The sequence below is a fragment of the Streptacidiphilus carbonis genome (assembly GCF_000787775.1).
In the GTDB taxonomy this organism is placed as follows: domain Bacteria; phylum Actinomycetota; class Actinomycetes; order Streptomycetales; family Streptomycetaceae; genus Streptacidiphilus; species Streptacidiphilus carbonis.
This window is the reverse complement of sequence record NZ_BBPM01000013.1, coordinates 139962-163479: the sequence shown is the minus strand read 5'-3', so window position 1 is coordinate 163479 and position 23518 is coordinate 139962. Positions and strand designations below refer to the sequence as shown.

Here is a 23518-nt window from a genome sequence, read left to right as displayed (position 1 = left end):
GTGTCGACCTTGTCGGTGGAGACCTCGAGCAGCGGCTCGTCGGCCTCGACACGCTCACCCTCGGCCTTGAGCCAGCGGGTGACGGTGCCCTCGGTCACGCTCTCGCCGAGAGCGGGCAGTGTTACTGAGACTGCCATGAGTTCAGGTACTCCTACTTGGTGCGTGCGGATGGATGGCGGCGTAACCGGGGAGGTCAGTCGTGATTGTGCAGGGGCTTCCCGGCGAGCGCCAGGTGTGCCTCGCCGAGGGCCTCGTTCTGGGTCGGGTGCGCGTGGATCAGCTGGGCGACCTCGGCGGGCAGGGCCTCCCAGTTGTAGATCAGCTGTGCTTCGCCGACCTGCTCGCCCATGCGCTCGCCGACCATGTGGACGCCGACCACGGCGCCGTCCTTGACCTGGACCAGCTTGATCTCGCCGGCCGTCTTGAGGATCCGGCTCTTGCCGTTGCCGGCCAGGTTGAACTTGGCGGTGACCACCTTGTCGTCGCCGTAGAGCTCCTTGGCCTTGGCCTCGGTGATGCCGACGGAGGCGACCTCGGGGTTGCAGTAGGTCACCCGCGGCACACCGTCGTAGTCGATCGGGACGGCCTTGAGGCCGGCCAGCCGCTCCGCCACGAGGATCCCCTCGGCGAAGCCGACGTGCGCCAGCTGCAGGGTCGGCACCAGGTCGCCGACGGCGGAGATGGTGGGGACGTTGGTCCGCATGTACTCGTCGACGAGGACGTAGCCGCGGTCGGTCGCGACGCCCGCCTCCTCGTAGCCGAGGTTCTGCGAGACCGGTCCGCGGCCGACGGCGACGAGCAGCAGCTCGGCCTCGACCTGCTTGCCGTTCTCCAGCGAGGCGCGGACACCCGTCTCGGTGTACTCGACGCCGGCGAAGCGGGCGCCCAGCTCGAACTTGATGCCGCGCTTGCGGAAGGCCCGCTCCAGCAGCTTGGAGGAGTTCTCGTCCTCCAGCGGGGCCAGGTGCGGCAGCGCCTCGATGATGGTGACCTCGGCGCCGAAGGACTTCCAGACCGACGCGAACTCGACGCCGATCACGCCGCCGCCGAGGACTATCACCGACTGCGGGACCCGGTCCAGGGTGAGCGCGTGGTCCGAGGAGATGATCCGGTTGCCGTCGATGGCCAGGCCCGGCAGGGACTTCGGCACGGAGCCGGTCGCCAGCACGATGTGGCGGCCGGTGTAGCGCTCGCCGTTGACGTCCACCGAGGTGGGGGAGGAGAGGCGGCCCTCGCCGGTCACGTAGGTGATCTTGCGGCTGGCCACCAGGCCCTGCAGGCCCTTGTAGAGGCCGCTGACGACGCCGTCCTTGTAGGCGTGGACGCCGTTGATGTCGATGCCCTCGAAGCTGGCCTTCACGCCGAAGCCCGCGCTCTCGCGGGTCTGGTCGGCGACCTCACCGGCGTGCAGCAGCGCCTTGGTGGGGATGCAGCCCTGGTGGAGGCAGGTGCCACCGAGCTTGTTCTTCTCGATGAGGGCGACCTGGAGTCCAAGCTGGGCTGCCCGCAGCGCCGCGGCGTATCCGCCGCTTCCGCCTCCGAGAATGACTACGTCGAAAACGGTGCTGGCGTCGTTCGCCACGTCACGTCCTCCATGCAAAGGGTGCGGATCGTCCCGGTCGGTCGCCGGCCGGGGAGCGGTTCTCCCTTGTGGGGAGACCAGTCGTGCCGGAAATACATCTTCGCACTTGTTTCCTGTGCTTGATGTCCGGGGTTGCCCTGTGGACGCGGGCGGGGGGCCAAAGGTCCCGCCACGACTCAAACAAGCGTGTGGTTGCGCTCATGGCGAACGCCGGAGCGTCCGGTCCCCTCGACACTGGGTCAACGGGACCGGACGCCCCGGCGTCACGGTGTGGCTGCGGTCCGGGCGATCCGCCTGAGCGTTCCGTCGGAGCGATCCGTCAGAGCGCGCCTTCGGCCGCCTGCTCGGCGAGCCGGACCAGGGTGCGTACGGCCGAACCGGTGCCGCCCTTGGGGATGTAGCCGTACGGGGCGCCCTCGTGGAAGGCCGGGCCCGCGATGTCGAGGTGCGCCCACGCGGTGCCCTCGGCGACGAATTCCTGCAGGAACAGGCCGGCCACCAGGCCGCCGCCCATCCGCTCGCCCATGTTGGCGATGTCGGCGGTCGGCGAGTCCATGCCCTTGCGCAGCTCGGACGGCAGCGGCATCGGCCAGGACTGCTCGCCCGCGTCGGTGGCGGCGGCGTACACCTTGTCGCGGAAGCCGTCCTGGTTGGCCATGATGCCGAAGGTGCGGCTGCCCAGCGCCATCATCATGGCGCCGGTCAGGGTCGCCACGTCGACGATCGCGTCCGGCTTCTCCTCGCCGGCCCGGACGATGGCGTCGGCCAGCACCAGTCGGCCCTCGGCGTCGGTGTTGAGGACCTCGACGGTCTTGCCGCCGTACATCTTCAGCACGTCGCCGGGACGGGTCGCGGAGCCCGAGGGCATGTTCTCGGCCAGCGCCAGCCAGCCGGTGACATTGACCTGCAGCCCCAGCCTGGCGGCGGAGACCACGGCGGCGAACACGGCGGCGGCGCCGGACATGTCGCACTTCATGGTCTCGTTGTGGCCGGCCGGCTTGAGCGAGATGCCGCCCGAGTCGTAGGTGATGCCCTTGCCGACGAAGGCGAGGCTCTGCTTGGCCTTGGGGTGCGTGTAGGCGACCCGGACCAGGCGCGGCGGACGGGCGGAGCCGACGCCGACGCCGAGGATGCCGCCGTAGCCGCCCTTGGCGAGCGCCTTCTCGTCCAGAACCTCGACCTTGAGGCCGTGCTCCTTGCCGGCGGCGGTGACGATGTCGGCGAAGGACTTCGGGAAGAGGTCGTTCGGCGGGGTGTTGACGAGGTCGCGGGTGCGGTTCATCTCCTCCGCGAGCACGGTGGCGCGCTCGACCGCGGCCTTGGCGGCCTTGTCGCCGCGCTTGGCGCCGATCAGGGAGACCTCGCCGAGCGGGGCCTTGCCGGCCGCCTTGGCCTCGTCACCGCGGAAGGCGGTGAAGGCGTAGGCGCCGAGGAGCGCTCCCAGGGCGACGGCCTCGACCGAGGCGGCGTCGCCGACGGGCAGCGCGAAGCCGGCCTTCTTGGAACCGTGCAGGGTGCGGGCGGCGGTGCCGGCGGCACGGCGCAGCGCCTCGGCGTCGAAGCCGCCGTCCTCGGCCGCGTCGCCCAGGCCGACGACCAGGACCAGCGGGGCCTTGACGCCGGCGGGGGCGGGGAGCTTCACGGCCTCGCCCTCGGCGCCGGTGGCGCCCAGGGTGCCGAGAACGTCGGCCAGCTTGCCGTCGAACGCCTCGTCGACCGTCTCGGCGCCCGGGGCCAGCACGAGGCCCTTGGGGCCCTTGGCCACGGCCACGACGACGGCGTCCGCGCGCAGCGCGTTGGCCGCGGAGGTGCTCAGAGACACTGAAGTCACGTAATGCGTCCTGTTCTGTATGCGGTCCTCGGCACGCGGTCCGTGTGTGAGGGGTGCTGAGGAGGGCGAGGGTGAGGGGTGCTTGTCCAGACCGCGAGCGGCCTGCCCAGCATGGTAGTCCGCATGTTGGAATGTTGTTGCCCTCATACCGAGGTCCGTCACCCCGGCTTGTGGTGACAGCATCTCAGACCGCCTCCGGCCTGCTGCGTCAGGCTGCGGCGAAGAGGCTCCAGACCACCAGCGCGGCCGTGGCCGCCGTCTCCACCATGGCACCCAGGACGTCCCCGGTGATACCGCCGAACCGGCGGACGCAGTGCGCCAACAGCACTGCGGCACAGGCCAGACCGCAGGCCAGGGCGAGCAGCGCGCCCACGGCGAGCCGCAGCCCGGCCGGGTCCGCTCCGCCGGCCGCCCAGCCGCCCGCGCCCAGCACCGCCACCACGGCGGCCCCGCTGACCAGCGCGAACGCGGGTGTCACCGTGCCGGCGACGGTCGCACCCAGACCGTCGGGACGGGCCGAGGGGGTGCCCTGCAGGCAGCCGCGCAGCAGTGCGGCCCGTCCGGCGGTGGCGGCCAGCACCGCCCCGAACGCCCCCAGCCGGCCCGCGACCGCGAACGCCTGGGCGAGTGCGGCTACTTGGGTGAAAAGTGTGAGCACCAGCACCAGCACGCCGAAGGGCCCGATGTCGGAGGCCTTCATGATCGCCAGCGCGGCGGCGGCCGGCTTGTTGCTGCCCAGGCCGTCGGCGACGTCGGCGAGGCCGTCCAGGTGCAGGCCGCGGGTGAGCGCGGCCAGTGCGGCCACGCAGGCGACGGCGGCCAGCAGCGGGCCGCTGTGCAGCCACCGCAGCCCGCCGCCCAGCAGCGCGGCCAGGGCCCCCAGCACCACGCCGACCAGCGGCGCGCAAAGCATGGCCCGCCCCGCCGTCGGCCGGTCCCACCGGTTCACCCGCACCGGCAGCACCGAGAGGGTGCCGAAGGCGAAACGCAGGCCGTCCGTCACACCGCGGCCCCGTCCTGGTCCGCCGGATCGGCGGGCTGCTGCGGTGCGGCCGGCCCGGCGGCTTCGGCACCCTCTGTGGCTTCGGCACTCTCTGCGGCTTCGGTAGTCTGCACGGGTTCGGCCGGCCCAGCCTGTTCGGCGGCCTCGGCGGCCTCGGCGGCCTCGGCGGCCTCGGCGGCCTCGGCGGCCTCGGCGGCCTCGGCGGCCTCGGCGGCCTCCACCGGGGCCAGCGGGAGCTCCGCCAGCAGCACCGAGGCGGCCTGCAGCACCGGTACGGCCATCACCGCGCCCAGCCCCTCGCCGAGGGCCACCCGCTGCTCCAGCAGCGGCTCCACGCTCATCCGCTCATAGGCCTTGGTCTGGGCCGGCTCCCCGGTGGCCTGCCCGGCCCGCCACCATTCCGGGGCCCGGAACGCGATCCGCTGCGCCACCAGCGCGCAGGCCGCTGACACCACGCCGTCCAGCACCACGGGCGTGCGCCGCAGCGCGGACTGCAGCAGGAACCCGGTCATCGCGGCGAAGTCCGCGCCGCCGGTCGCCGCCAGCAGGTCCATCTGGTCGCCGAGGACCGGACGGGCCCGGCGCAGCGAGTCGCGGACCGCCGCACACTTCACCATCCAGACCCGGTCGTCGATGCCGGAGCCGCGCCCGGTGACCGCCGCGGCGTCGGTCCCGCACAGCGCGCCGACCAGCACCGCGGCCACGGTCGTGGAGCCCACGCCGATGTCGCCCAGCAGCACCAGGTCGGTGCCGGCGTCGGCCTCCTCGTCGGCGACGGCCATCCCGGCCCGGAACGCGGCCTCGGCCTGCTCCCGGGTCAGCGCGTCCTCGATGTCGATCCGGCCCGACCCGCGGCGCACCCGGTGCCGGACCACCTCGGCCGGGAACTCCTCCGGGTCGGCGTCGACGGCCATGTCCACCACCCGCACCCGGGCGCCGAACCGCTCGGCCAGCAGGCTCACCGGGGCGGTGCCGTCCAGCACCGCGCGCACCCGGCGGGCGGTGCTGCCGGCCGGCAGGGCGGACACGCCCAGCGCGGCCACGCCGTGGTCGGCGGCGAACAGCACCGCCCTGGCCCGGCGTACCGGCGCCGGCGGGCACGTGGCCTGTACGGCGGCCAGCCAGCCGCCCAACTCCTGCAGGGTGCCCAGCGAACCGCGCGGCAGGCCGAGCGCGCGATAACGCTCCTCGGCCGCCTGCCGGTACTCGTCGTCGGGGCGCGCCACCAGCGCGGAGAACTCGTCGAGGTCGAAGGTACTCACCGGCGGAACGTTACCGTTCGAACGGGTCGGCATGCAGCGGTCACATATCGGGGTCCAGCCGCAGGCTCCTCCCGGCGACGACCAGCAGAACCTCGTCGGAGACCGCGGCCACCGCCGCGTTCAGCCGCCCCAGCTCGTCCCGGAAGCGCCGCCCGGACGCGGTCGCGGGGACCACGCCGCTGCCGACCTCGTTGCTGACCGCCACCACCCGGCGCTGCGAGGACCGCCAGGCCGCGACCAGTCCGGCGGTACGGGCCCGCAGCCGCTCCTCGCCGCCGCCCGCCCAGGACGCGTCGTCCCAGGCGCCGCAGTCGTCCATGGCGGCGGTGAGCCACAGCGACAGGCAGTCGACCAGCAGCGGGGCGCCCCGCTCGGCCAGCAGCGGCTCCAGATCGCAGGTCTCGGCGGTCCGCCAGGAGGCGGGACGGCGCTCGCGGTGCAGCGCCACCCGCTGCGCCCACTCCGCGTCCCCGTCCCGCAGGCCGCCGGTGGCGACGTAGAGCACGTCCTGGCGGTGGCTCAGCATCCGTTCTGCGGTGACCGACTTGCCGGAGCGCGCGCCGCCCAGGACCAGGGTGCGCAGGGGCCCGGCAGCGTCGCGCGCGGACTGCCCGCCGAACTCGATCCCGTAGCGGCGGCGACCGTCCCGCTCACGTTCCGCGTAGATCCGCACAAACCCGCCTCCAGGTCTGGATGGTGTGTCCGGCCAGCATAGATTCCGGAGGTGGCGCCCGGCGGGGCCGCGGTTCCCGGGTCACCGTCGCGGTCCAGGCCGGCCAAGGACAACGAGCCTGCCGCACTGGCTTACGCGGCCTGGCGGACTGGGTAACCTGCGCAGGGACGAGAAGCCCCGGCGGAAGGAGCCCCAGCATGGTGTGGACGTGGCGTTTTGAGAAGGCCGACGGCTCGGTGACGCCCTCGGCCAACGGCACCGAGGAGTTCCCCACCCAGGGCGACGCCGAGTCATGGATCGGCGAGAGCTACAAGGATCTGCTCGACGAGGGGATCGACCAGGCGGTGCTGCTGGAGGACGGCGAGAAGGTCTACGGCCCGATGAGCCTGCACGCGGCCTGAGCGGCGCCGAACCGGCCCCGCACGGTCACCGTGTCCGTCCGGCCGCCGCTCAGGAGCCGGCGGACACGGTGACGTCGTAGGTCTCGGTGGAGTGGCAGGGGGAGACCTGCGAGCCGCAGGCCAGGGTCCAGACGATGCGGGTGGTCCCGGGCCTGAGCGCCCGGTAGACCTGGACATGGCTGGACGAGCCGCCGACATTGCCCTTGGGCGACTGCTGCACGGTGATCGACTTCCCCCGCTCCAGCACGGCCGCGTCCTCGGCGGTGCCGATGGACCACTGCTCCGGGTAGTCCGGCACGGTGTAGCGGATCCCGAAGCTCTGGCCCGGCCGCAGCGCCACCTCGACGGCCGGGAAGGCGCTGGGCGCGGTCGCCCCCGGCGAGGGGAAGGCCGGCACGTCCAGCACCGTGGCCGGGAGAGCGGGCCCCGAGTGCCGCAGCAGGGCAGCGGTGCCGACCCCGGCACCCGCCAGCACCAGTGCGCCGACCGCGATCCACAACGCGGTCCTGCGCCGCACCAGCCGCATCAGCGGGCCCCGCCCCGGTACAGCCGCAGCCGGGAGGCCAGCAGCATGGCGACCGCGGCCAGCCAGCGGGAGAACAGGTCGTCGGTCACCACGTCGCCAGCCACCGGACGGGCTGCCGCCAGCCACTCCCGGGCCAGGGCCGTTCCGGCCGGGCCGACCAGGGGCTCGGGCAGCTCGGCGGCGCGGCCGACGCCCGCGGAGCGGACGTGCCGGGCCAGGAAGGCGAGGCCGAGCGGATCGACTCCGATCTCCTCGGCCCGGTGCGAGGCGGCGATGGCGACCTCGGCGAACAGCGACCGCTGTGCGGCTCCGCCCATGGAGAGCCCGCGGGTGATGCCGTCCGGGATGTCGAGGTCCGCCAGCTCCGCGTCGTAGCGGACGTTCCGGGGGCCGGCCTGCTCTCGGGCCTGCTCGTTCACTGTTTCGGGACCTCCACGTGGAAGGGGGTGTTCATGGTGGTGCCGGTGATCGAGCCGACATTCCCGTTGACGTAGTCCGAGGTCGAGATCCAGGAGGTGGAGCCCCAGGGGTTGTAGACCTCCAGCTGGTCGCCGCTGGCCCCGACGATCATGACCTGGTGGCCCTCCCACTTGGTCGAGCCGTCGCTCTGCTTGACGTCCCCGCCGATGTCCATCGGCACCGGCACGCCGGACGCGACCGACTGCTCGATCCGCGGCACGGTGGCCTGGCGGTCCGAGGAGGAGTTCACGTCCACGGGCTGGTACGTGGTCCCGGTGACCGAGCCGAGGTCCTTGTTGGCCAGGAAGTCGACGCCCTTGGGGCCCACGCCGTCCGGGTCGGCGGGGTTCTTCAGCGGGTCCTGGTTGCCCTCGGAGAGCTGGGCCAGGTCGTACTGGTTCAGGTACTCCTGCTGGAGCGCCTGCTGCAGACCCAGGCTGCTGGTGCTCAGCTGCAGCATCAGCACCGGGTTCACCTTCGCCTCGGCGACCACGGTCGAGGCGGCCACGCAGTCGTTCACCGCCCCCTGGCTGTAGGTGTTGCCGGTGCTCGGGTCGGCCGAGTCCAGCACCGTCGGCGACAGGTGCTGGTAGAGCCAGTCCGGGTCGGAGCCGTGGGCGTGGATGACGCTGTCGAACTGCTGGACCTGGGAGACGCTGTTCCCGGCCGCCAGTGCCTGCCAGAGGTAAGCGGCCTCCTCGGGCGAGGAGGCGTTCTGCAGCAGTTGCTCGAACGCGGCGCGGTCGGCGGGACTCATCGAGTCGAGCCGGGCCGAGGCCCGGCCGAGCTCGGCGGCACTGAGGATGTCGCCGCCGGCGCCGGAGGCGTTGGCCAGCTCGACCGCGCCGAGCGGGTCGACGGCCCCGCTGGTGACCCGCTCGGCCCGGGCCTGGGCCGCCAGCTGGGTCAGCAGGTTCGCGAGCGTCTGCGCGCCCGCGGCGGAGTTGGTGGCCGCCTGGATGCGCAGCCGGCAGCCGTTGACCGCGGCCTGCTGGGCCGAGGCGAACGCCGACATCGGCTGCTGCTGAGCGGCCGTCAGTTCGGCGATGCCGGAAAGGTCCAGGGCCTGCGCTGCGGACAGTTCGACGCCCCACTGCTCCATCGCCGCGGCGGCCTGGCCGAGCACCGTGACGGTGTTGGCGACCTCCGCCGCGACCGAGGCGACCGCCTGGGCGGCGGTCTCGGCGACGGGTCCGGTCCAGGCCTTGGGCAGCGCGGAGGTGCTGACATGGGTCAGGTCCGTCTCCACCACCGAGGCCTGCGCCCCGGCCTTGCGGTAGTCGTCGGCCTGGGCGTTGACGGCCGACACCGACCCGGGCGGCCCGGGGACCCCCAGGGCCTGGCCGATGGCCCCGGGGAGCGAGTCGAACATGAAGCGCCCGATCATCGGCGTCGCCTGCTGGATCTGCTTCAGTGCGTCCTGAAGGTCGGACAGCGAGCTCATCGCAGCCCACCGCCGACGCCGGCTATCCCCGAGGCCAGCGCGGCCTCGTTGTTCCGGTAGTTGTCCGACGTGGCCTGAAGTTTCCGGGTCAGCTCGGCCAGGGCCAGGCTGGTGGTGCTCAGCTCGGATCCCCAGGCGCTCTCGAACGCGGACCAGGCGGCCGGGACGCCGTCCTGCCCCAGCTCGGTGCCGGACGGGACGTCCGCCCCGCAGAAGTACACGATCACGGCGTCGTAGTCGTCGTAGGCCCGGCCGACCTGCCCGGCCACGCCGGACAGACTGGCCGGGTCCACCGAGAACCCGTCGCCACCACCTGGATCAATCCGCATTGCCCCCGCCTCGTGGATCACAACCTGTCGGCTACGACACCTTAGGGCCCGGCTGCGACAGTTGAGAAGAAGGCCAGTTCAGGGACGGGCCTTCGGCGAGTTCGCCGCGGTCCGGGCCGGGTCGAACTCGGCGACCGGGGCCAGCACCGCGTCCATCTTCTTCAGCAGCTCGGAGTCCAGCCTCACCCCGGCCGCCTTGACGTTCTCGGTGACCTGCTCGGGCCGGGAGGCGCCGATGATCGCCGCGGAGACGTTGGGGTTCTGCAGCACCCAGGCGACCGACAGCTGCGCCAGGGACAGCCCGGCCTCGTCGGCCAGCGGCCGCAGCTGCTGCACCCGCTCCAGCACGTCGTCGCCCAGGTAGCGGCTGACGAAGTTGGAGCCGTTGGCGTCGGTGGCCCGCGAGCCGGCCGGCACCGGCTGCCCGGGCAGGTACTTGCCCGTCAGCACGCCCTGGGCGATGGGGGAGAAGACGATCTGACCCAGCCCCAGCTCCTCGCAGACCGGGACCACCTCGGCCTCGATGACCCGCCAGAGCGCGGAGTACTGCGGCTGGTTGGAGACCAGCGGGATCCGCAGCTCCTGGGCCAGCGCGTGCGCCGCGCGGATCTGCTCGGCGGTCCACTCGGACACGCCGATGTAGTGGGCCTTGCCGGAGTGCACCACGTCGGCGAAGGCCGTCATGGTCTCCTCCAGCGGGGCGCTGCCGTCGTAGCGGTGGGCCTGGTAGACGTCGACGTAGTCGGTCTGCAGGCGGCGCAGCGATCCGTTGACCGACTCCATGATGTGCTTGCGGCTCAGGCCGCGGTCGTTGCGGCCGGGACCGGTCGGCCAGTAGACCTTGGTGAGGATCTCCAGGCCTTCGCGCCGCTCGCCCTTGAGCGCCCGCCCGAGGACGGCCTCGGCCCGGGTCTCGGCGTAGACGTCGGCGGTGTCGAAGGTGGTGATCCCGCTGTCCAGGGCGGCCCGGACGCAGGCGACGGCCGCGTCCTCCTCGACCTGGGAGCCGTGGGTGAGCCAGTTGCCGTAGGCGATCTCACTGATGATCAGGCCGCTGCGGCCGAGATGACGAAACTCCATGCGGCCGACCCTACTCCCGGTGATCAGCGCGGCACGCGCCGGTCGGGCCGGCCGCTCGCCCCGGTCAGCCGGGCCGGGTGCCGACCAGGTGCAGCAGTGCGGCGACCGCGCGGTAGGGGTCGGTGCGGCCGGCCCGCTCCTCGGCGTCCAGCAGCTGGGCCAGCTGCCGCCCGTCGACCGGCGGCCCGACATGGTCCGGCGTCTGGTCGGTGAACACCCTCACGCCGTACCAGCGGCGCAGCGGGACCACGATCTCGGCCAGGGTGCGGGTCAGCGGCTCCAGCCGGTCGGCGCGGGTGTGCAGGCCGAGCCGGTTCGTGTAGCGGTCGGTGCCGAAGGCCTCGACCGCCCCGGCCCAGTCCCCGGCGCAGCCGGGGCGCATGGCCAGCGCGTCGCCGTTGCGGACGACCACGGACAGCATCCCGCCGGGCGCCAGTACCCGGGCCAGCGAGGCCAGCATCGGCTCGGCCTCGGGCATGTACATCAGCACCCCGTGGCAGAGCACCACGTCGAAGGTGCCGGGGCCGAACCAGCGGCCGCAGTCGCCGCCCTCGCCGGTCAGCAGGCTGATCCGCTGCTGGACCTGGGGCGGCTCGGCGCCGATCGCGCCGCGCGCGGCCCCCAGCGTCACCGGGTCCGGGTCGAGCCCGGTGACCAGATGGCCGGCCCGGGCCAGCCGCACCACCTGGGTGGCCTGGCCGCAGCCGACGTCCAGGACCCGCAGCGGACGCGCGCCGCCGCCGGCGGCGCCGTGGAAGAAGTGCTCGGTGATCTGCTCGGCCAGCTGCCGGGCGACCAGTTCCTGGCGCACGATGTTCCGCAGCCCGGAAAGCCCGGCCAGCCAGGAGTCGGCACCGCCATGGAAGCCCGCCTGCCGCTGCTCGGGCAGGGGGCCCCGCGGGACATAGGCCTCGATCAGGGCTTCTGCCCTCGCTTGACCTGGGGCTTGGGCAGACGCAGCCGGCGCATCTGCAGGGTGCGCATCAGCGTGTACGCCACCGCGCCCTTGGTGTTCTTGTCCGGGAAGCGCTGGGCGAGCTGCTTGCGCAGTCCGAACGCCAGGACGAAGGAGTGCACCACGATCAGCACGATGATGACGACCCACAGCACCAGCGAGATCGCGGTCAGCGCCGGGCTGCGCATCACGCTGAGCAGCAGAATGATCACCGCGAACGGCAGGAACCACTCCGCCGCCGTCATCCGGGAGTCCACGTAGTCGCGGCAGAAGCGCCGCACCGGGCCCTTGTCGCGGGGCGGCAGCGCCGACTCGTCGCCGTTCAGCAGCGCGGCGCGCTGGCGCTCACGGGCCGAGCGGTCGCGGCTGCGGGCGTCCTTGGCGGCCACCTTGCGGTCCTTGGGCACATAGGCGCGGCCGCGGCGGTTGGCCTCGGCCTCGCTGCGCTTGGGAGTGGGGCGGCCCTTGGGCGCTTGCGCGTCGGGGCGCTCGGCGGCGTCAGGCTTCTCGAGCGTGACGGCGTCTGCGGGGGCATCCTGGGAGCTTCGTCGGAACACACCGCAAGAGTACGTGGTCAGCTGGTGTAATCCCTAGCCCTGGTGGGCAGGGCGCTGTCGGGGACGGCCCCGGTGACCGCTTCGGGGCACGCTCCTGCCTGTGGTCGAGACGACACCTGGCGGTATCCCTCGCACGGATGACGCCGCTTCGGTGTCGCTGTAGCACTCTGGTTGCAGGCCGGTGCGCTGCGGTGAACGCCCCGCGCCCCGTAGTCTTGGGTACGAGAACCGGCAGGCCGGAGAAGGGGGCGCGCGAGGCCCATGAGCGACGGAATTATGAGGCGGATGTCGATGATCTTCCGCGCCAAGGCCAACAAGGCCTTGGACCGTGCGGAGGACCCACGGGAGACACTCGACTACTCGTACCAGAAGCAGCTCGAACTGCTGCAGAAGGTGCGCCGTGGGGTGGCGGATGTGGCGACGTCCCGCAAGCGCCTGGAGCTCCAGCTCCAGCAGCTTCAGAAGCAGTCCTCGACGCTGGAGGAGCAGGGCCGCAAGGCGCTCTCGCTCGGCCGCGAGGACCTGGCCCGTGAGGCGCTCACCCGCCGTTCCGGGATCCAGCAGCAGGTCGCCGACCTGGAGACGCAGTACCAGGCACTGCAGGGCGAGGAGGAGAAGCTCACGCTCGCCTCCCAGCGGCTGCAGTCCAAGGTCGACGCCTTCCGGACCAAGAAGGAGACCATCAAGGCCACCTACACGGCCGCGCAGGCGCAGACCCGTATCGCCGAGTCCTTCTCCGGTATCTCGGAGGAGATGGGCGATGTCGGTCTGGCGATCCAGCGGGCCGAGGACAAGACCGCGCAGATGCAGGCGCGGGCCGGCGCGATCGACGAGCTGCTCGCCTCGGGTGCGCTGGACGACCCGACCGGTATGCGCAAGGACGACATCACGGCCGAGCTGGAGCGGATGTCCAGTGGGTCGGACGTCGAGCTGGAGCTGGCCAGGATGAAGGCCGAGCTGTCCGGTGGAAGTGCCGAGCCGACCCCCGCCATCGAGCAGGGGCAGCAGCAGGCCACTCCGCAGGACCAGCCGCGCCTCGACAAGTAAGGGAGATCCGCATGATCGTCAGGATCATGGGGGAGGGCCAGTTCGAGGTCCCGGACAGCCTGGTGGACCGGCTCAACGAGCTGGACAACGCCGTGCTGGCCGCTCTCGACTCGGCCGACCGGGCGGACTTCAAGGTCAGCCTGGCGGCCCTGCTCGCCGCGGTGCGCGCCGCGGGCACGCCGGTCGCGGACGACGTGCTGCTTCCCTCGGACGCCACCCTGCCGTTCGAGGACGCGACCGTCGACCAGGTCAAGGCACTGCTGCACGACGACGGGTTGATCCCCGGATAGTCACCAGGTCGCGGTATACGCAGGAGGGGCACCCCGTCGGGGTGCCCCTCCTGCGTTGCGGCCGCGTCGTGACGTGCTGTTACGGCAGCGCCAGCATCTGGTCCAGTGCCGCCTTGGCGTGCTTCTCGGTCTCGGGGTCGACCGTGATCACATTGGGGACCCGGCCCTCGACCAGCGACTCCAGGGTCCAGACCAGGTGCGGCAGGTCGATCCGGTTCATGGTGGAGCAGAAGCAGACGGTGCGGTCCAGGAACACGATCTCCTTGTCCGGGTGCGCCTTGGCCAGCCGGCGGACCAGGTTGAGCTCGGTGCCGACGGCCCACTTGCTGCCGGGCTCGGCGGCGTCCAGGGCCTTGATGATGTACTCGGTCGAGCCCACCAGGTCGGCTGCCTCGACCACCTCGTGCTTGCACTCCGGGTGCACCAGCACGGTGACGCCGGGGACGCGCTCGCGGACCTCGTTCACCGAGTCCAGCGAGAAGCGGCCGTGCACCGAGCAGTGGCCGCGCCACAGGATCATCTTCGCCGCGCGCAGCTGATCGGCGGTCAGGCCGCCGCCGGGCTTGTGCGGGTTGTAGACCACGCAGTCCTCCGGGCTGAAGCCCAGGTCGCGGACGGCGGTGTTGCGGCCGAGGTGCTGGTCCGGCAGGAACAGCACCTTGCTGCCCTGCTCGAACGCCCACTCCAGGGCCCGCTGGGCGTTGGACGAGGTGCAGATGGTGCCGCCGTGGCGGCCGGTGAAGGCCTTGATGTCGGCGGAGGAGTTCATGTAGGCGACCGGGACCACGGTCCCGGCGACCCCGGCGTCGGTGAGCACGTCCCAGCACTCGGCGACCTGCTCGGCGGTGGCCATGTCGGCCATGGAGCATCCTGCCGCCAGGTCGGGCAGGATGACCTGCTGGGCGGCGCTGGTGAGGATGTCCGCGCTCTCGGCCATGAAGTGCACGCCGCAGAAGACGATGTACTCGGCGTCCGGCTTGTTGGCGGCGTCGCGGGCCAGCTTGAAGGAGTCGCCGGTGACGTCGGCGAACTCGATGACCTCGTCGCGCTGGTAGTGGTGGCCGAGGATGAACACCCGGTCGCCCAGGGCGGCCTTGGCGGCGCGGGCGCGGGCGACCAGGTCCGGGTCGGAGGCGGCGGGGAGGTCGCCGGGGCAGTCGACGCCGCGCTCGCTGGCGGGGTCGGCGTCGCGGCCGAGCAGCAGCAGGGCCAGCGGGGTGGGCGCGGGCTCTTGGTACCCGGCGGGGTCGGGGGTCGTTCCCCGAGATGGTGCTGCTGTGGTGGTCACGGGCGACTGCCCTCCTGTGGGGGTGGGGCAGCGGCGCTCCACCCTTTTCGTCTAACTGACGCTATCGATGATAGCTCGCTTCCGCCGACCTGACGACGGCGGCTGTGGGAGTGTGACGTACACCGCTCTGTGGGAGGGTCGCAGGTGGGGGGCCATCGGGAAGGGTATGCGCAGGTGAGCGTCAGGTCGACCGCGGTCCGGCGGATGGTGCGCCGGGAGCGCACCGAGGAGCACCGGGCGTCCACCCCGCTGGAGCTGTTCTTCGACCTCTGCTTCGTGGTCGCGGTGGCCCAGGCGGGCTCCCAGCTGGCCCATGGCTTCGCCGCGGGCCACGAAGGGAACGCCCTGCCGCACTACCTGTTCGTGTTCTTCGGCGTCTGGTGGGCCTGGGTGAACTTCAGCTGGTTCGCCTCGGCCTACGACACCGACGACGTGCCCTACCGGGTGGCGACCTTCGTCCAGATCACCGGCGCGCTGATCTTCGCGGCGGGGGTGCCCCGGATGTTCGAGGGCCGGATCGCGGTCGCGGTGCTCGGCTATGTGGTGATGCGGACCGTGATGATCACCCAGTGGCTGCGGGTGGCCTCGACCGCCGACGGCCCCGAACGGACCATGGGGCTGCGCTACGCATGCGGCATCGCGCTGTGCCAGAGCCTCTGGGTGGTCGCCGTGCTCCTGCCGCACCGGGTGCAGAACTGGGCGCTGCTGCCGGTCATCCCGCTGGAGATGCTGGTCCCGGTCTTCGCCGAGCGGCGGTACGAGACGACCTGGCACCCCGAGCACATCGCCGAGCGCTACGGCCTGTTCACCCTGATCGTGCTGGGGGAGACGGTCGCCGCGGCCACCGTCGCGGTGCAGTCGGGGCTGAACGAGCACGGCGCTCTCGGTAAGGTGCTGCCGGTCGCCGCCGGCGGACTGCTGATCTGCTTCTCGGCCTGGTGGATCTACTTCGCCCGGCCGGTCCACTCCTATCTGCGGGCCAACCGGCAGGCGTTCGTCTGGGGCTACGGCCACTACTTCGTGTTCCTCAGCGCGGCCGGGATCGGCGCCGGTCTGGAGGCGGCCGTCGAGTACGCCGTCGGCGCGGCGCACCTCTCCCCGGTGCGGGCTGCGGCGGTGGTGACCGTGCCCGCCGCGCTCTACCTCTTCACCGTCTGGGTGATCCACGCCCGGCACGGCAAGCACGGCACCGCCCAGGTACTGCTGCTGCCTCTCGGGGCGCTGGCGGTGCTGGCCGCCACCTTCCTCGGCGGCGGCGCGGCGGTGCTGGCGGCCGGGCTGCTCTGCGCGGCCACCACGGCGCTCGGCCTGGTACTGCACCTGCGCGAGGCCGGGACCGTGACCGGGGCCGGCGCCGGGGCCGATGCCGGGCAGGCAGGCTGAGCCGGGCCGCGGGTGTGCCAACCTGTACGCGTGCCCGCACCGCTGAACACCGCCGCCGCCCGCCTCGACGAGACCGACCGCAAGGTCCTGGAAGTGCTGAGCCGGGACGGACGGGCCAGCTACGCCGAGATCGGACTGCTGGTCAACCTGTCCGCGACGGCGGTCAAACGGCGGGTGGACCGGCTGCGGGAGCGCGGTGTGGTCCGCGGTTTCACCGTGGTGCTGGACCCGGGCTCGCTGGAATGGCGCACCGAGGCCTTCGTCGAGGTCTACTGGCGCGAGCGGACCTCCCCGGAGGAGATCCTGGCCGCGCTGCGGCAGTTCCCCGAGGTGGTCGCCGCCTGGACGGTCACCGGCGAGGCCGACGCACTGGTGCACCTGCGCGCAGCGGACACCGGGCACCTGGAAGCGGTGATCGAGCGGATCCGCCGCGAGCGGGGGGTGCAGCGGAGCCGCAGCCAAGTAGTGCTCAGCAGGTTGATCGGCTAGGGGTCGGACCCTGGCTGCGGGTTGTGCATGGTTGGCCGCGCAGTTCCCCGCGCCCCCGGCTGGTGCAACTGAGCCAGTTGCAGACCCTTGGGGGCAGGCAGGCGCCGCACCCTCGAACTGGCGGAAACCGTCGCGGTGGGGCGCGGACGCGCAGGAATGCTGCGTGGGGCGGTGGTTTCTGACATGCCGGGTGGGATCCCTGCCGCCTAGGGTTGATCACGACCTGAGCCCGCCGTGAGAGGACCCGCACGTGACCCAGCGCATGCACCGGTACGACGCCAGGACGGTCGACCTGGTCTTCGACTACATGCGGGAGCGGCTGCAGTACGACCCGGTGCCGCTGGACCACCCGGGCGACGGCGAGCGGCTCGGTGCGGTGCTGGACGGGCTGCTGAGCGCCGGCGGAAACGATCCTGCCGAGGTGCTGAAGCTCTACGACCACGAGCTGTCGCGGGCGGTGATCTCAGCTGACAGTCCCCGATATCTGTCATTCATCCCCTGTGCGCCCACCAAGGCCGCGCTGCTCTTCGACATGGTGGTCTCCTGCGCCTCGCTGCAGGGCATCTCCTGGCTGGAGGCGGCCGGGGCGATCGCCGCCGAGAACCAGGTGCTGCGGCTGATCTCGGACCGGGCCGGACTGCCGGAGTCGGCGGGCGGCTGCTTCGTCTCCGGCGGCTCGGCCGGGAACCTCTCCGCGCTGGTGGTGGCCAGGGACACGGCCAGGCACCGGCTCGGTCTGGGCATCGGGGCGCGGCTGCGCATCGCGGTCAGCGACCAGACCCACTCCTCGGTCACCAACACCCTCAACATCATCGGCGTGGAGAAGCTGCTGGTGCCGACCGAGGACCACCGCCTCACCGGAGCCGCTCTGCGGGCCGCGCTGGCCGCCGACGAGGACCCGGGATCGGTGATCGCCGTGGTCGGCACGGCCGGCACCACCAACGCCGGGATCGTCGACGACCTGGCCGGAATCGCCGAGGTGGCCCGGGAGTCCGGGCTCTGGTTCCACGTCGACGGCGCCTACGGCGGGGCCGGGCTGTTCGCCCCGTCGGTCCGGGCCAAGTACGACGGCATCGAGCACGCCGACTCCTTCGTGGTGGACCCGCACAAGTGGCTGTTCGCGCCGTTCGACTGCGCGGCGCTGGTCTACCGGGACCCGCGCCCGGCCAAGGCCGTGCACACCCAGGACGCCTCCTACCTGGACGTGCTGCACACCGGCGACCACGAGCGGGAGTGGAACCCCACCGACTACGCCTACCACCTCACCCGCAGGGCCCGCGGCCTGCCGCTGTGGTTCTCGCTCGCGGTGCACGGCACCGACGCCTACAGCGAGGCGGTCGAGGCCGGGATCAGGCTGGCCAGGGACACCGCCGAGCTGATCCGCGCCGAGTACCCGCACCTGGAGGTGGTCCGCGAGCCGGAGCTGTCCTGCCTGGTCTACCGGCGCCGCGGCTGGCAGGCCGAGGACTACTACGCCTGGTCCGAGCAGCTGCTCAAGGACCAGGTGGGCTTCGTCACCCCGACGGGGTGGGAGGGCGAGGTGGTCTCCCGGTTCGCCTTCCTGCACCCCGGCACCACCATGGAGATGGTCAGGGAGATCCTGGACACCATGGCCTGAGCTGCCGTCGACCGCTTCAGCCGGCGTCCACGGGGTCAGAGGTAGGCGCCCGACGGCAGGTAGGGAGCCGGTGGGCGCATCCCGCGCAGGGCCAGGTAGCCGCGGTTGTGCACACTGAGGCCGCCGGCCATGCCGACGGACACCGCCCAGTCCTGCTCGGCGGTGATGTTGGCGAGCCGCGCCTTCGTCCCGGCCGGGATCCGGGTCAGCGCCTCGGTCAGCAGCCGGGAGGCGAGCCGGCGGGAGGTGGCCGCGAGCAGGACGATCCGTCCCTCCGTGCGGTAGCAGTACCCGCTGCCGGTGAGGGTGTCCGCCACCAGCAGCTCGTCGCAGGTGCGCAGCAGCACCGGGTGGTCGGGGCCGTGGGCCCCGCCCCTGATGCGGCGGTCCACCGAGTCCAGCAGGGCCAGATGGGCGGCGTCGCCTAGGTGCACCGGGATGCCGCCGGGGTCGGGCAGCGCCGCCAGGTCGACCTGCCCGGTCAGCTCCATCGCCGGGTGCAGTGTGAACCCCGCCGCCTGGTAGCGGCGGGCGGCGACGGGATCGGCGGAGACCGCGATCATGCCGCGCAGGCACCCCCGGCCGTAGGCGACGGCGTGGTCCAGCAGCAGTCGGCCCACCCCCTTGCCCTGCTCCTCCGGGACCACGCAGAACAGTGAGAGCGCCCACAGGCCCTCCCGGCGCAGGGCCAGCGCGGTGCCGATCGGCCGTCCGTCCTTCTCGGCCAGCCAGCAGCCGCCGGGGTCGGTGACGGCCAGGTGCCGGGTACGGATGTCCGCGACCGCGACGAACGCCGGGGTGGGCTCGGCGGGCTCCTCGCCCAGGCTGCGCCGCAGCGCGTCGAAGGCGGCGTTGGCGACCGCGCGGACGGCGGCGGCGTCGGCGGCGCTGTCACGGACCGGGCGCAGGATCATGCCGACAAGTCTCTCCCCGTGCCGAGGGGGAGGGGGGTGGTTCCAGCCGTCTTCGTGGCGCAGTGTGCGAGCATGGAGGTCCCCGGAATACTTCGGGGACGCCGCCGGTTTGCCGCTGGTAGCAGCAGTACGTCGTCACAACCCGGGAGTAAGCAGATGACCGTCCAGGACGAGACCAACGTCGAGAGCGGGATCCTTCTCAGCGATGCCGCCGCGGCCAAGGTCAAGAGCCTGCTGGAGCAGGAGGGCCGCGAGGACCTCGCGCTGCGCGTCGCGGTGCAGCCCGGCGGCTGCTCGGGCCTGCGCTACCAGCTGTTCTTCGACGAGCGCTCGCTCGACGGCGATGTCGTGAAGGACTTCGGCGGCGTGAGCGTCGTCACCGACCGGATGAGCGCCCCGTACCTGGGCGGCGCCTCCATCGACTTCGTCGACACCATCGAGAAGCAGGGCTTCACGATCGACAACCCCAACGCCACCGGCTCCTGCGCCTGCGGTGACTCCTTCAGCTAGTCGCTCCGCGCACGGGCGGGCAACGGCGCCCCCATCCGGATCCGGGTGGGGGCGCCGTTCTCTCTCAGTTCGGCTTGGTCGGGCCGTGGGTGACCACGGCCCCACTGGGCAGCGGGGTGGCCAGGGGCAGGGGCTTCCCCGTGGTGGTGTCCACCACCTTGCGGCCGTCCAGCGGTGAGCCCATGTTGGTGCTGACCGTCTGCGGGGTCAGCACGGCCGGGCACATCTCCCCGACCTTGGCGCCCTGGGTGACCACCACCGTCACCGCGACCTCGCCGGACACCGACTGGTTCGCGCGCAGGCCGTACTTCTCGCAGGTACGGCCGTAGAAGTGGACCGTGAGAGTGGTTCCGGCGGCGGAGTAGCCGGTGGCGGACTCCGCGCGGCCGGTCGCGGTGGAGCCGGAGGGCGCGGGGACGATCGGCCCGCCGGGCTGGATGCTGGACTGGGTCCCTGTCGCGGGCGCGGTGGCGCTGGGCGTCGGCGTCGTGGGCACCGGCACCACCACCGAGGCCGAGGCCGAGGGTTCGATCGAGACCGAGGCGCCTCCGGCGGTCGCCGAGGAGCCCGAAGCGCAGGCCGTGGCGCTGCCGAGAGCGACGGCCCCGAGCACCGCGAGTGCTGAAAGCGTGCGCGCGGTCGTCCGAGTAGTCGTCCTGTGAGTCACTGCTGCCTCCCGTGCTGTCCCGTATAGCCGGACCCTTACAGCTGAACGACAGTGGGACGCGGAAGGTGCGGAACAGGTTCCGCCGGATCAGTCGCCGAAGTCGGAGAGCTCCCGGACCAGGGCGGCGGAACGGTCGCTCACCTTGAAGCCGGGGTGCGGCGACGGGGCGGCGCCCTTGGCGTCCACGGCCAGCAGCGGCCAGAACAGGCCCATCCTGCGGGAGGTGCGCACGAGGCCGGCCAGGGTGTCGGGGTCGGCGTCACCGCGCAGGTGGGACGGGACGTGGATCGGATTGTTCCTGGGCAGCATGGTGTGCTCCGAGGTCGGTTCGGGCAGCGAGTACTCGCGGCCTCTTCCTTCGACCCTAGATCGGGAACAGAGTGCATTCCAGGCCTACCAGAGGGTAACCGGAAGGCGCCGGTGGAGTGACCACGTGAGAGCGGCCGGTACGGTGTTCCCGGCCGGCATCTGTCGGCATCCTGTGTTTGCAGTCCCGTCGAGTCCCGCTTCGAGGAGCCATTCCGTGCGCATCGCTGTCACCGGATCGATCGCCACCGACCACCTCATGACCTTCCCCGGACGCTTCGCGGAGCAGTTCATGGCGGAGCAGCTGCACACCGTGTCGCTCTCCTTCCTGGTCGACACCCTGGATGTGCGCCGCGGCGGGGTCGGGCCCAACATCTGCTTCGGTATGGGTGTGCTCGGCCTGCACCCGATCCTGGTCGGCGCCGCCGGGGCGGACTTCGCCGAGTACCGCTCGTGGCTGGACCGCCACAACGTGGACACCAGCGCGGTGCGGATCTCCGAGACCCGGCACACGGCGCGGTTCGTCTGCACCACGGACACCGACCACAACCAGATCGCGTCCTTCTACACCGGCGCGATGAGCGAGGCCCGGAACATCGAGCTGCGGCCGATCGCCGAGCGGCTCGGCAGCCTGGACCTGGTGCTGATCGGCGCGGACGACCCGGAGGCGATGGTCCGCCACACCGAGGAGTGCCGGGACCGCGGGTACGCGTTCGCGGCCGACCCGTCGCAGCAGCTGGCCCGGCTCGACGGCGAGGACATCCGCAGTCTCGTCGACGGGGCGACCTACCTGTTCTCCAACGAGTACGAGAAGGCTCTGATCGAGACCAAGACCGGCTGGTCCGAGGAGGAGATCCTGGACCGGGTGGGCGTGCGGGTGACCACGTTGGGCGCGAAGGGCGCCCGGATCGACCGGAAGGGTGAGCCGCCGCTGCTGGTGCACTGTCCTGCGGAGAACGTCAAGGCGGACCCGACCGGTGTCGGCGACGCGTTCCGCGCCGGGTTCCTGGCGGGGCTGACCTGGGAGCTGGGGCTGGAGCGGTGCGCGCAGATCGGCTCCATGCTGGCGACCCTCGTCATCGAGACGGTGGGGACGCAGGAGTACGAGCTGCGGCGCGGGCACTTCCTTGACCGCTTTGCCGTGGCCTACGGCGAGGAGGCGGCCGCGGAGCTGCGGGGGCACCTGCGGTAGTTTTTCGGCTCTACGTCGGCTGTGGCTGATGTTCCCGCAGTTCCCCGCGCCCCTGAGGTGTTGCAACCGGGCCAGTTGCAATTGCTGGGGGCGCGGGGAACTGCGCGGCTAGGAAAGACGGCGGATCAGGTAGGCGACTGCGTTCAGCCCCGCCGCGGGTTCGCTGCCCACGTACTCCTGCGAACGCATCTCGCACCACGCCGGGATGTCCAGCGCCGCCGCCTCGTCGTCCGAGAGCACTCGGACCATTCCGCCGACGGGGACGTCGGTGAGGTGCTTGGCGAGCTCGATCACCGGGATCGGACAGCGTCGGCCCAGGGTGTCCAGGGTCACTTCGTCCGCAGTGGGCACCGCCGCTGACGGTGCGTCCAGCTTGCTCCGGACCGCGGCGACCGCGTTCGGGAGGACGTCGAGGAACCGGTCGATGTCGGCGTCCTCGCACCCCGCGGGCAGCGAGACGCGGATGTTGCCCTCGGTGAGGACCCCCATCGCGGCCAGTACGTGGCTGGGCGTCAGCGTGCTGGAGGTGCAGGAGGAGCCGGAGGTGACGGCGAAGCCGGCCCGGTCCAGTTCGCCGAGCAGCGCCTCCCCGTCGACGTAGAGGCAGGAGAAGGTCAGCAGGTGCGGCAGCCGCTCCTCCGCGGGGCCCAGCACCGCGAGGTCGGGGACCAGGCCCGGCAGGGCCTCCCGGAGCCGGGCGATCCTGGCGTGCTGCAGCGGGTTCAGCGCCGCAGCCTCCTGGCGGACCGCCCGCAGCGCCACGGCCGCGGCGATCACCGCGGGGACGTTCACATGGCCGGGCACCCGCCCGGCCTCCCGGTCGTCGGCCGGCAGCGGCGAGCGGTAGCGGACGCCCTTGCGGACCGCGAGCACACCGACCCCGGCCGGTCCGCCCCACTTGTGCGCGGAGGCGGTCAGCAGCGACCAGCCCGCCGGGGATCCCAGCGGTCCGAGCGACTGCGCCGCGTCGACCAGCAGCGGTACGCCCCGCTCCGCGCACAGCGCGGCCGCCTCGGCGACCGGTTGCACCGTCCCGACCTCGTGGTTGGCCGACTGCAGGGCGGCCAGCGCGGTGTCCGGGCGCAGGGCCGCTGCGAATGCCGTTGGGTCCACCCGTCCCTGACGGTCCACCGGGACGGCGGAGGCGCTGCCGCCGTCCGCCTCGGCCCGCTCGGCCGCATGGAGTACGGAAGAGTGTTCGACGGCGGAGTGGACCAGGTGTCGCCCGTTCCGGTGGTTCCCGGCGAGCGCGCCCAGGACGGCGAGGTGGTTGGCCTGGGTTCCGGACGTGGTGAACACCACCTCGTCGGTGCGGGCGCCGAGTTCCGCGGCGACCGTCTCGCGGGCGGCGTCCAGCAGCATCCGGGCCCGCCGGCCGTCCCGGTAGAGCCTGGCCGGGTCGGCCCAGCCCTCGTCGAGCGCGGACAGCAGCGCCTGCCGGGCGAGCGGGTGCAGCGGGGCGGTCGAGGCGGCGTCGAAGTACGGCACCTCCACACGGTAGCGAGCCGTTGCTTGTCGGGACGTCAGGGGGCCGTCCGCAGTGTGATCGTTTGGGTGCCTTATGGTGTGTCAGCCGGGTGCCGCCGGCGTGTCGCCGGAACGGTCCCAGGGTGTGCGAAGTGCCCATCTGACCAGGGAAACCACCCGTTCGGGGGCCGTTAGGGGGCCGCCCCGGCGCGTTAGCCGGACCTGCCCGCGAAGCTCCGATACGC

At 72.3% G+C, this 23518-nt stretch carries 25 protein-coding genes and 1 pseudogene; 8 read left to right on the top strand and 18 right to left on the bottom strand.

The window, feature by feature from the left end:
* From TR46_RS39375 to TR46_RS13065, 6 genes and pseudogenes are all read right to left on the bottom strand, one after another.
* On the bottom strand, positions 1–137 hold a 137-nt coding region (locus tag TR46_RS39375; RefSeq protein WP_304941279.1), incomplete at its 3' end, for a biotin/lipoyl-containing protein.
* Positions 138–193: 56 nt separating this feature from the next.
* Positions 194–1582: a dihydrolipoyl dehydrogenase gene (gene lpdA, locus TR46_RS13085; RefSeq protein ID WP_042398934.1), complete on the bottom strand. Its 1389-nt coding sequence runs from the start codon at positions 1580–1582 to the stop codon at positions 194–196.
* A gap of 319 nt (positions 1583–1901) precedes the next feature.
* Positions 1902–3413: a leucyl aminopeptidase gene (locus TR46_RS13080; protein ID WP_042398931.1), complete on the bottom strand. Its 1512-nt coding sequence runs from the start codon at positions 3411–3413 to the stop codon at positions 1902–1904.
* A 208-nt stretch (positions 3414–3621) separates the two neighbouring features.
* Positions 3622–4416, bottom strand: a complete 795-nt coding sequence (locus TR46_RS13075; RefSeq protein ID WP_042398928.1) for an adenosylcobinamide-GDP ribazoletransferase — start codon at positions 4414–4416, stop codon at positions 3622–3624.
* Positions 4413–5678, bottom strand: a complete 1266-nt coding sequence (gene cobT, locus TR46_RS13070) for a nicotinate-nucleotide--dimethylbenzimidazole phosphoribosyltransferase (RefSeq protein WP_152626440.1) — start codon at positions 5676–5678, stop codon at positions 4413–4415. Before cobT ends, TR46_RS13075 begins: the two co-directional genes overlap by 4 nt.
* A gap of 40 nt (positions 5679–5718) precedes the next feature.
* Positions 5719–6264: pseudogene (locus TR46_RS13065) on the bottom strand (bifunctional adenosylcobinamide kinase/adenosylcobinamide-phosphate guanylyltransferase); the annotation flags it as partial.
* Between the two features lie 284 nt (positions 6265–6548).
* Here TR46_RS13065 and TR46_RS13060 point away from each other — a divergent pair.
* Entirely contained in the window at positions 6549–6752 is a 204-nt protein-coding gene (locus tag TR46_RS13060) for a hypothetical protein (RefSeq protein WP_042398925.1), read from the top strand.
* Between the two features lie 49 nt (positions 6753–6801).
* On the opposite strand, the gene TR46_RS13055 is transcribed toward TR46_RS13060, so the two are convergent.
* From TR46_RS13055 to TR46_RS13025, 7 genes are all read right to left on the bottom strand, one after another.
* The gene (locus TR46_RS13055; protein ID WP_161790122.1) at positions 6802–7269 is read right to left on the bottom strand and encodes a hypothetical protein; all 468 of its coding nucleotides are present in this window, start codon (positions 7267–7269) and stop codon (positions 6802–6804) included.
* Between the two features lie 8 nt (positions 7270–7277).
* Positions 7278–7697 (bottom strand): hypothetical protein, encoded by a 420-nt coding sequence (locus tag TR46_RS13050; protein WP_042398920.1) that lies wholly within the window; start codon positions 7695–7697, stop codon positions 7278–7280.
* Positions 7694–9181, bottom strand: a complete 1488-nt coding sequence (locus tag TR46_RS13045) for a hypothetical protein (protein WP_042398918.1) — start codon at positions 9179–9181, stop codon at positions 7694–7696. Before TR46_RS13045 ends, TR46_RS13050 begins: the two co-directional genes overlap by 4 nt.
* Complete coding sequence (locus tag TR46_RS13040; RefSeq protein ID WP_152626436.1) at positions 9178–9510, bottom strand: hypothetical protein; 333 nt, start codon at positions 9508–9510, stop codon at positions 9178–9180. The genes TR46_RS13045 and TR46_RS13040 overlap by 4 nt, the downstream gene beginning before the upstream one ends.
* A gap of 78 nt (positions 9511–9588) precedes the next feature.
* A complete protein-coding gene (locus tag TR46_RS13035) occupies positions 9589–10590 on the bottom strand; it encodes an aldo/keto reductase family protein (protein WP_042398913.1) in 1002 nt (333 codons plus the stop codon).
* Positions 10591–10654: 64 nt separating this feature from the next.
* Complete coding sequence (locus tag TR46_RS13030; protein WP_042399059.1) at positions 10655–11404, bottom strand: class I SAM-dependent methyltransferase; 750 nt, start codon at positions 11402–11404, stop codon at positions 10655–10657.
* A 101-nt stretch (positions 11405–11505) separates the two neighbouring features.
* Positions 11506–12102 carry a DUF3043 domain-containing protein gene (locus TR46_RS13025; RefSeq protein ID WP_042398911.1) on the bottom strand — a complete coding sequence of 199 codons (597 nt, stop codon included), beginning with the start codon at positions 12100–12102 and terminating at the stop codon, positions 11506–11508.
* 276 nt (positions 12103–12378) lie between these two features.
* Here TR46_RS13025 and TR46_RS13020 point away from each other — a divergent pair, with 276 nt between their 5' ends.
* Positions 12379–13149 (top strand): PspA/IM30 family protein, encoded by a 771-nt coding sequence (locus TR46_RS13020; RefSeq protein WP_042398909.1) that lies wholly within the window; start codon positions 12379–12381, stop codon positions 13147–13149.
* 11 nt (positions 13150–13160) lie between these two features.
* The gene (gene pspAA, locus TR46_RS13015) at positions 13161–13439 is read left to right on the top strand and encodes a PspA-associated protein PspAA (RefSeq protein ID WP_042398906.1); all 279 of its coding nucleotides are present in this window, start codon (positions 13161–13163) and stop codon (positions 13437–13439) included.
* 79 nt (positions 13440–13518) lie between these two features.
* Here pspAA and nadA read toward each other — a convergent pair whose 3' ends face one another.
* On the bottom strand, positions 13519–14652 hold the full coding sequence (gene nadA / locus TR46_RS13010) for a quinolinate synthase NadA (protein WP_042399056.1): 1134 nt from the start codon (positions 14650–14652) through the stop codon (positions 13519–13521).
* A 279-nt stretch (positions 14653–14931) separates the two neighbouring features.
* Between nadA and TR46_RS13005 the strand changes: the two genes are divergently transcribed.
* From TR46_RS13005 to TR46_RS12995, 3 genes are all read left to right on the top strand, one after another.
* Positions 14932–16110 (top strand): low temperature requirement protein A, encoded by a 1179-nt coding sequence (locus TR46_RS13005; protein WP_084718412.1) that lies wholly within the window; start codon positions 14932–14934, stop codon positions 16108–16110.
* Between the two features lie 30 nt (positions 16111–16140).
* Positions 16141–16599, top strand: coding sequence for an Lrp/AsnC family transcriptional regulator (locus tag TR46_RS13000; RefSeq protein WP_236655316.1), 459 nt, complete (start codon positions 16141–16143; stop codon positions 16597–16599).
* A gap of 250 nt (positions 16600–16849) precedes the next feature.
* The gene (locus TR46_RS12995; protein ID WP_236655315.1) at positions 16850–18217 is read left to right on the top strand and encodes a pyridoxal phosphate-dependent decarboxylase family protein; all 1368 of its coding nucleotides are present in this window, start codon (positions 16850–16852) and stop codon (positions 18215–18217) included.
* 35 nt (positions 18218–18252) lie between these two features.
* Here TR46_RS12995 and TR46_RS12990 read toward each other — a convergent pair whose 3' ends face one another.
* The gene (locus TR46_RS12990) at positions 18253–19131 is read right to left on the bottom strand and encodes a GNAT family N-acetyltransferase (RefSeq protein ID WP_042398898.1); all 879 of its coding nucleotides are present in this window, start codon (positions 19129–19131) and stop codon (positions 18253–18255) included.
* Positions 19132–19287: 156 nt separating this feature from the next.
* On the opposite strand from TR46_RS12990, the gene TR46_RS12985 reads away from it, so the two are divergent.
* Positions 19288–19641: a HesB/IscA family protein gene (locus tag TR46_RS12985; protein WP_030248533.1), complete on the top strand. Its 354-nt coding sequence runs from the start codon at positions 19288–19290 to the stop codon at positions 19639–19641.
* A 64-nt stretch (positions 19642–19705) separates the two neighbouring features.
* Here TR46_RS12985 and TR46_RS12980 read toward each other — a convergent pair whose 3' ends face one another.
* Together TR46_RS12980 and TR46_RS12975 are read right to left on the bottom strand one after the other, a co-directional pair.
* On the bottom strand, positions 19706–20308 hold the full coding sequence (locus TR46_RS12980; protein WP_161790121.1) for a hypothetical protein: 603 nt from the start codon (positions 20306–20308) through the stop codon (positions 19706–19708).
* An 87-nt stretch (positions 20309–20395) separates the two neighbouring features.
* On the bottom strand, positions 20396–20617 hold the full coding sequence (locus tag TR46_RS12975; protein WP_042398889.1) for a hypothetical protein: 222 nt from the start codon (positions 20615–20617) through the stop codon (positions 20396–20398).
* A gap of 214 nt (positions 20618–20831) precedes the next feature.
* On the opposite strand from TR46_RS12975, the gene TR46_RS12970 reads away from it, so the two are divergent.
* Positions 20832–21806 carry a carbohydrate kinase family protein gene (locus TR46_RS12970; RefSeq protein ID WP_042398886.1) on the top strand — a complete coding sequence of 325 codons (975 nt, stop codon included), beginning with the start codon at positions 20832–20834 and terminating at the stop codon, positions 21804–21806.
* Between the two features lie 108 nt (positions 21807–21914).
* On the opposite strand, the gene TR46_RS12965 is transcribed toward TR46_RS12970, so the two are convergent.
* The gene (locus TR46_RS12965; protein WP_042399042.1) at positions 21915–23294 is read right to left on the bottom strand and encodes a cysteine desulfurase/sulfurtransferase TusA family protein; all 1380 of its coding nucleotides are present in this window, start codon (positions 23292–23294) and stop codon (positions 21915–21917) included.
* Positions 23295–23518 lie beyond the last annotated feature (224 nt).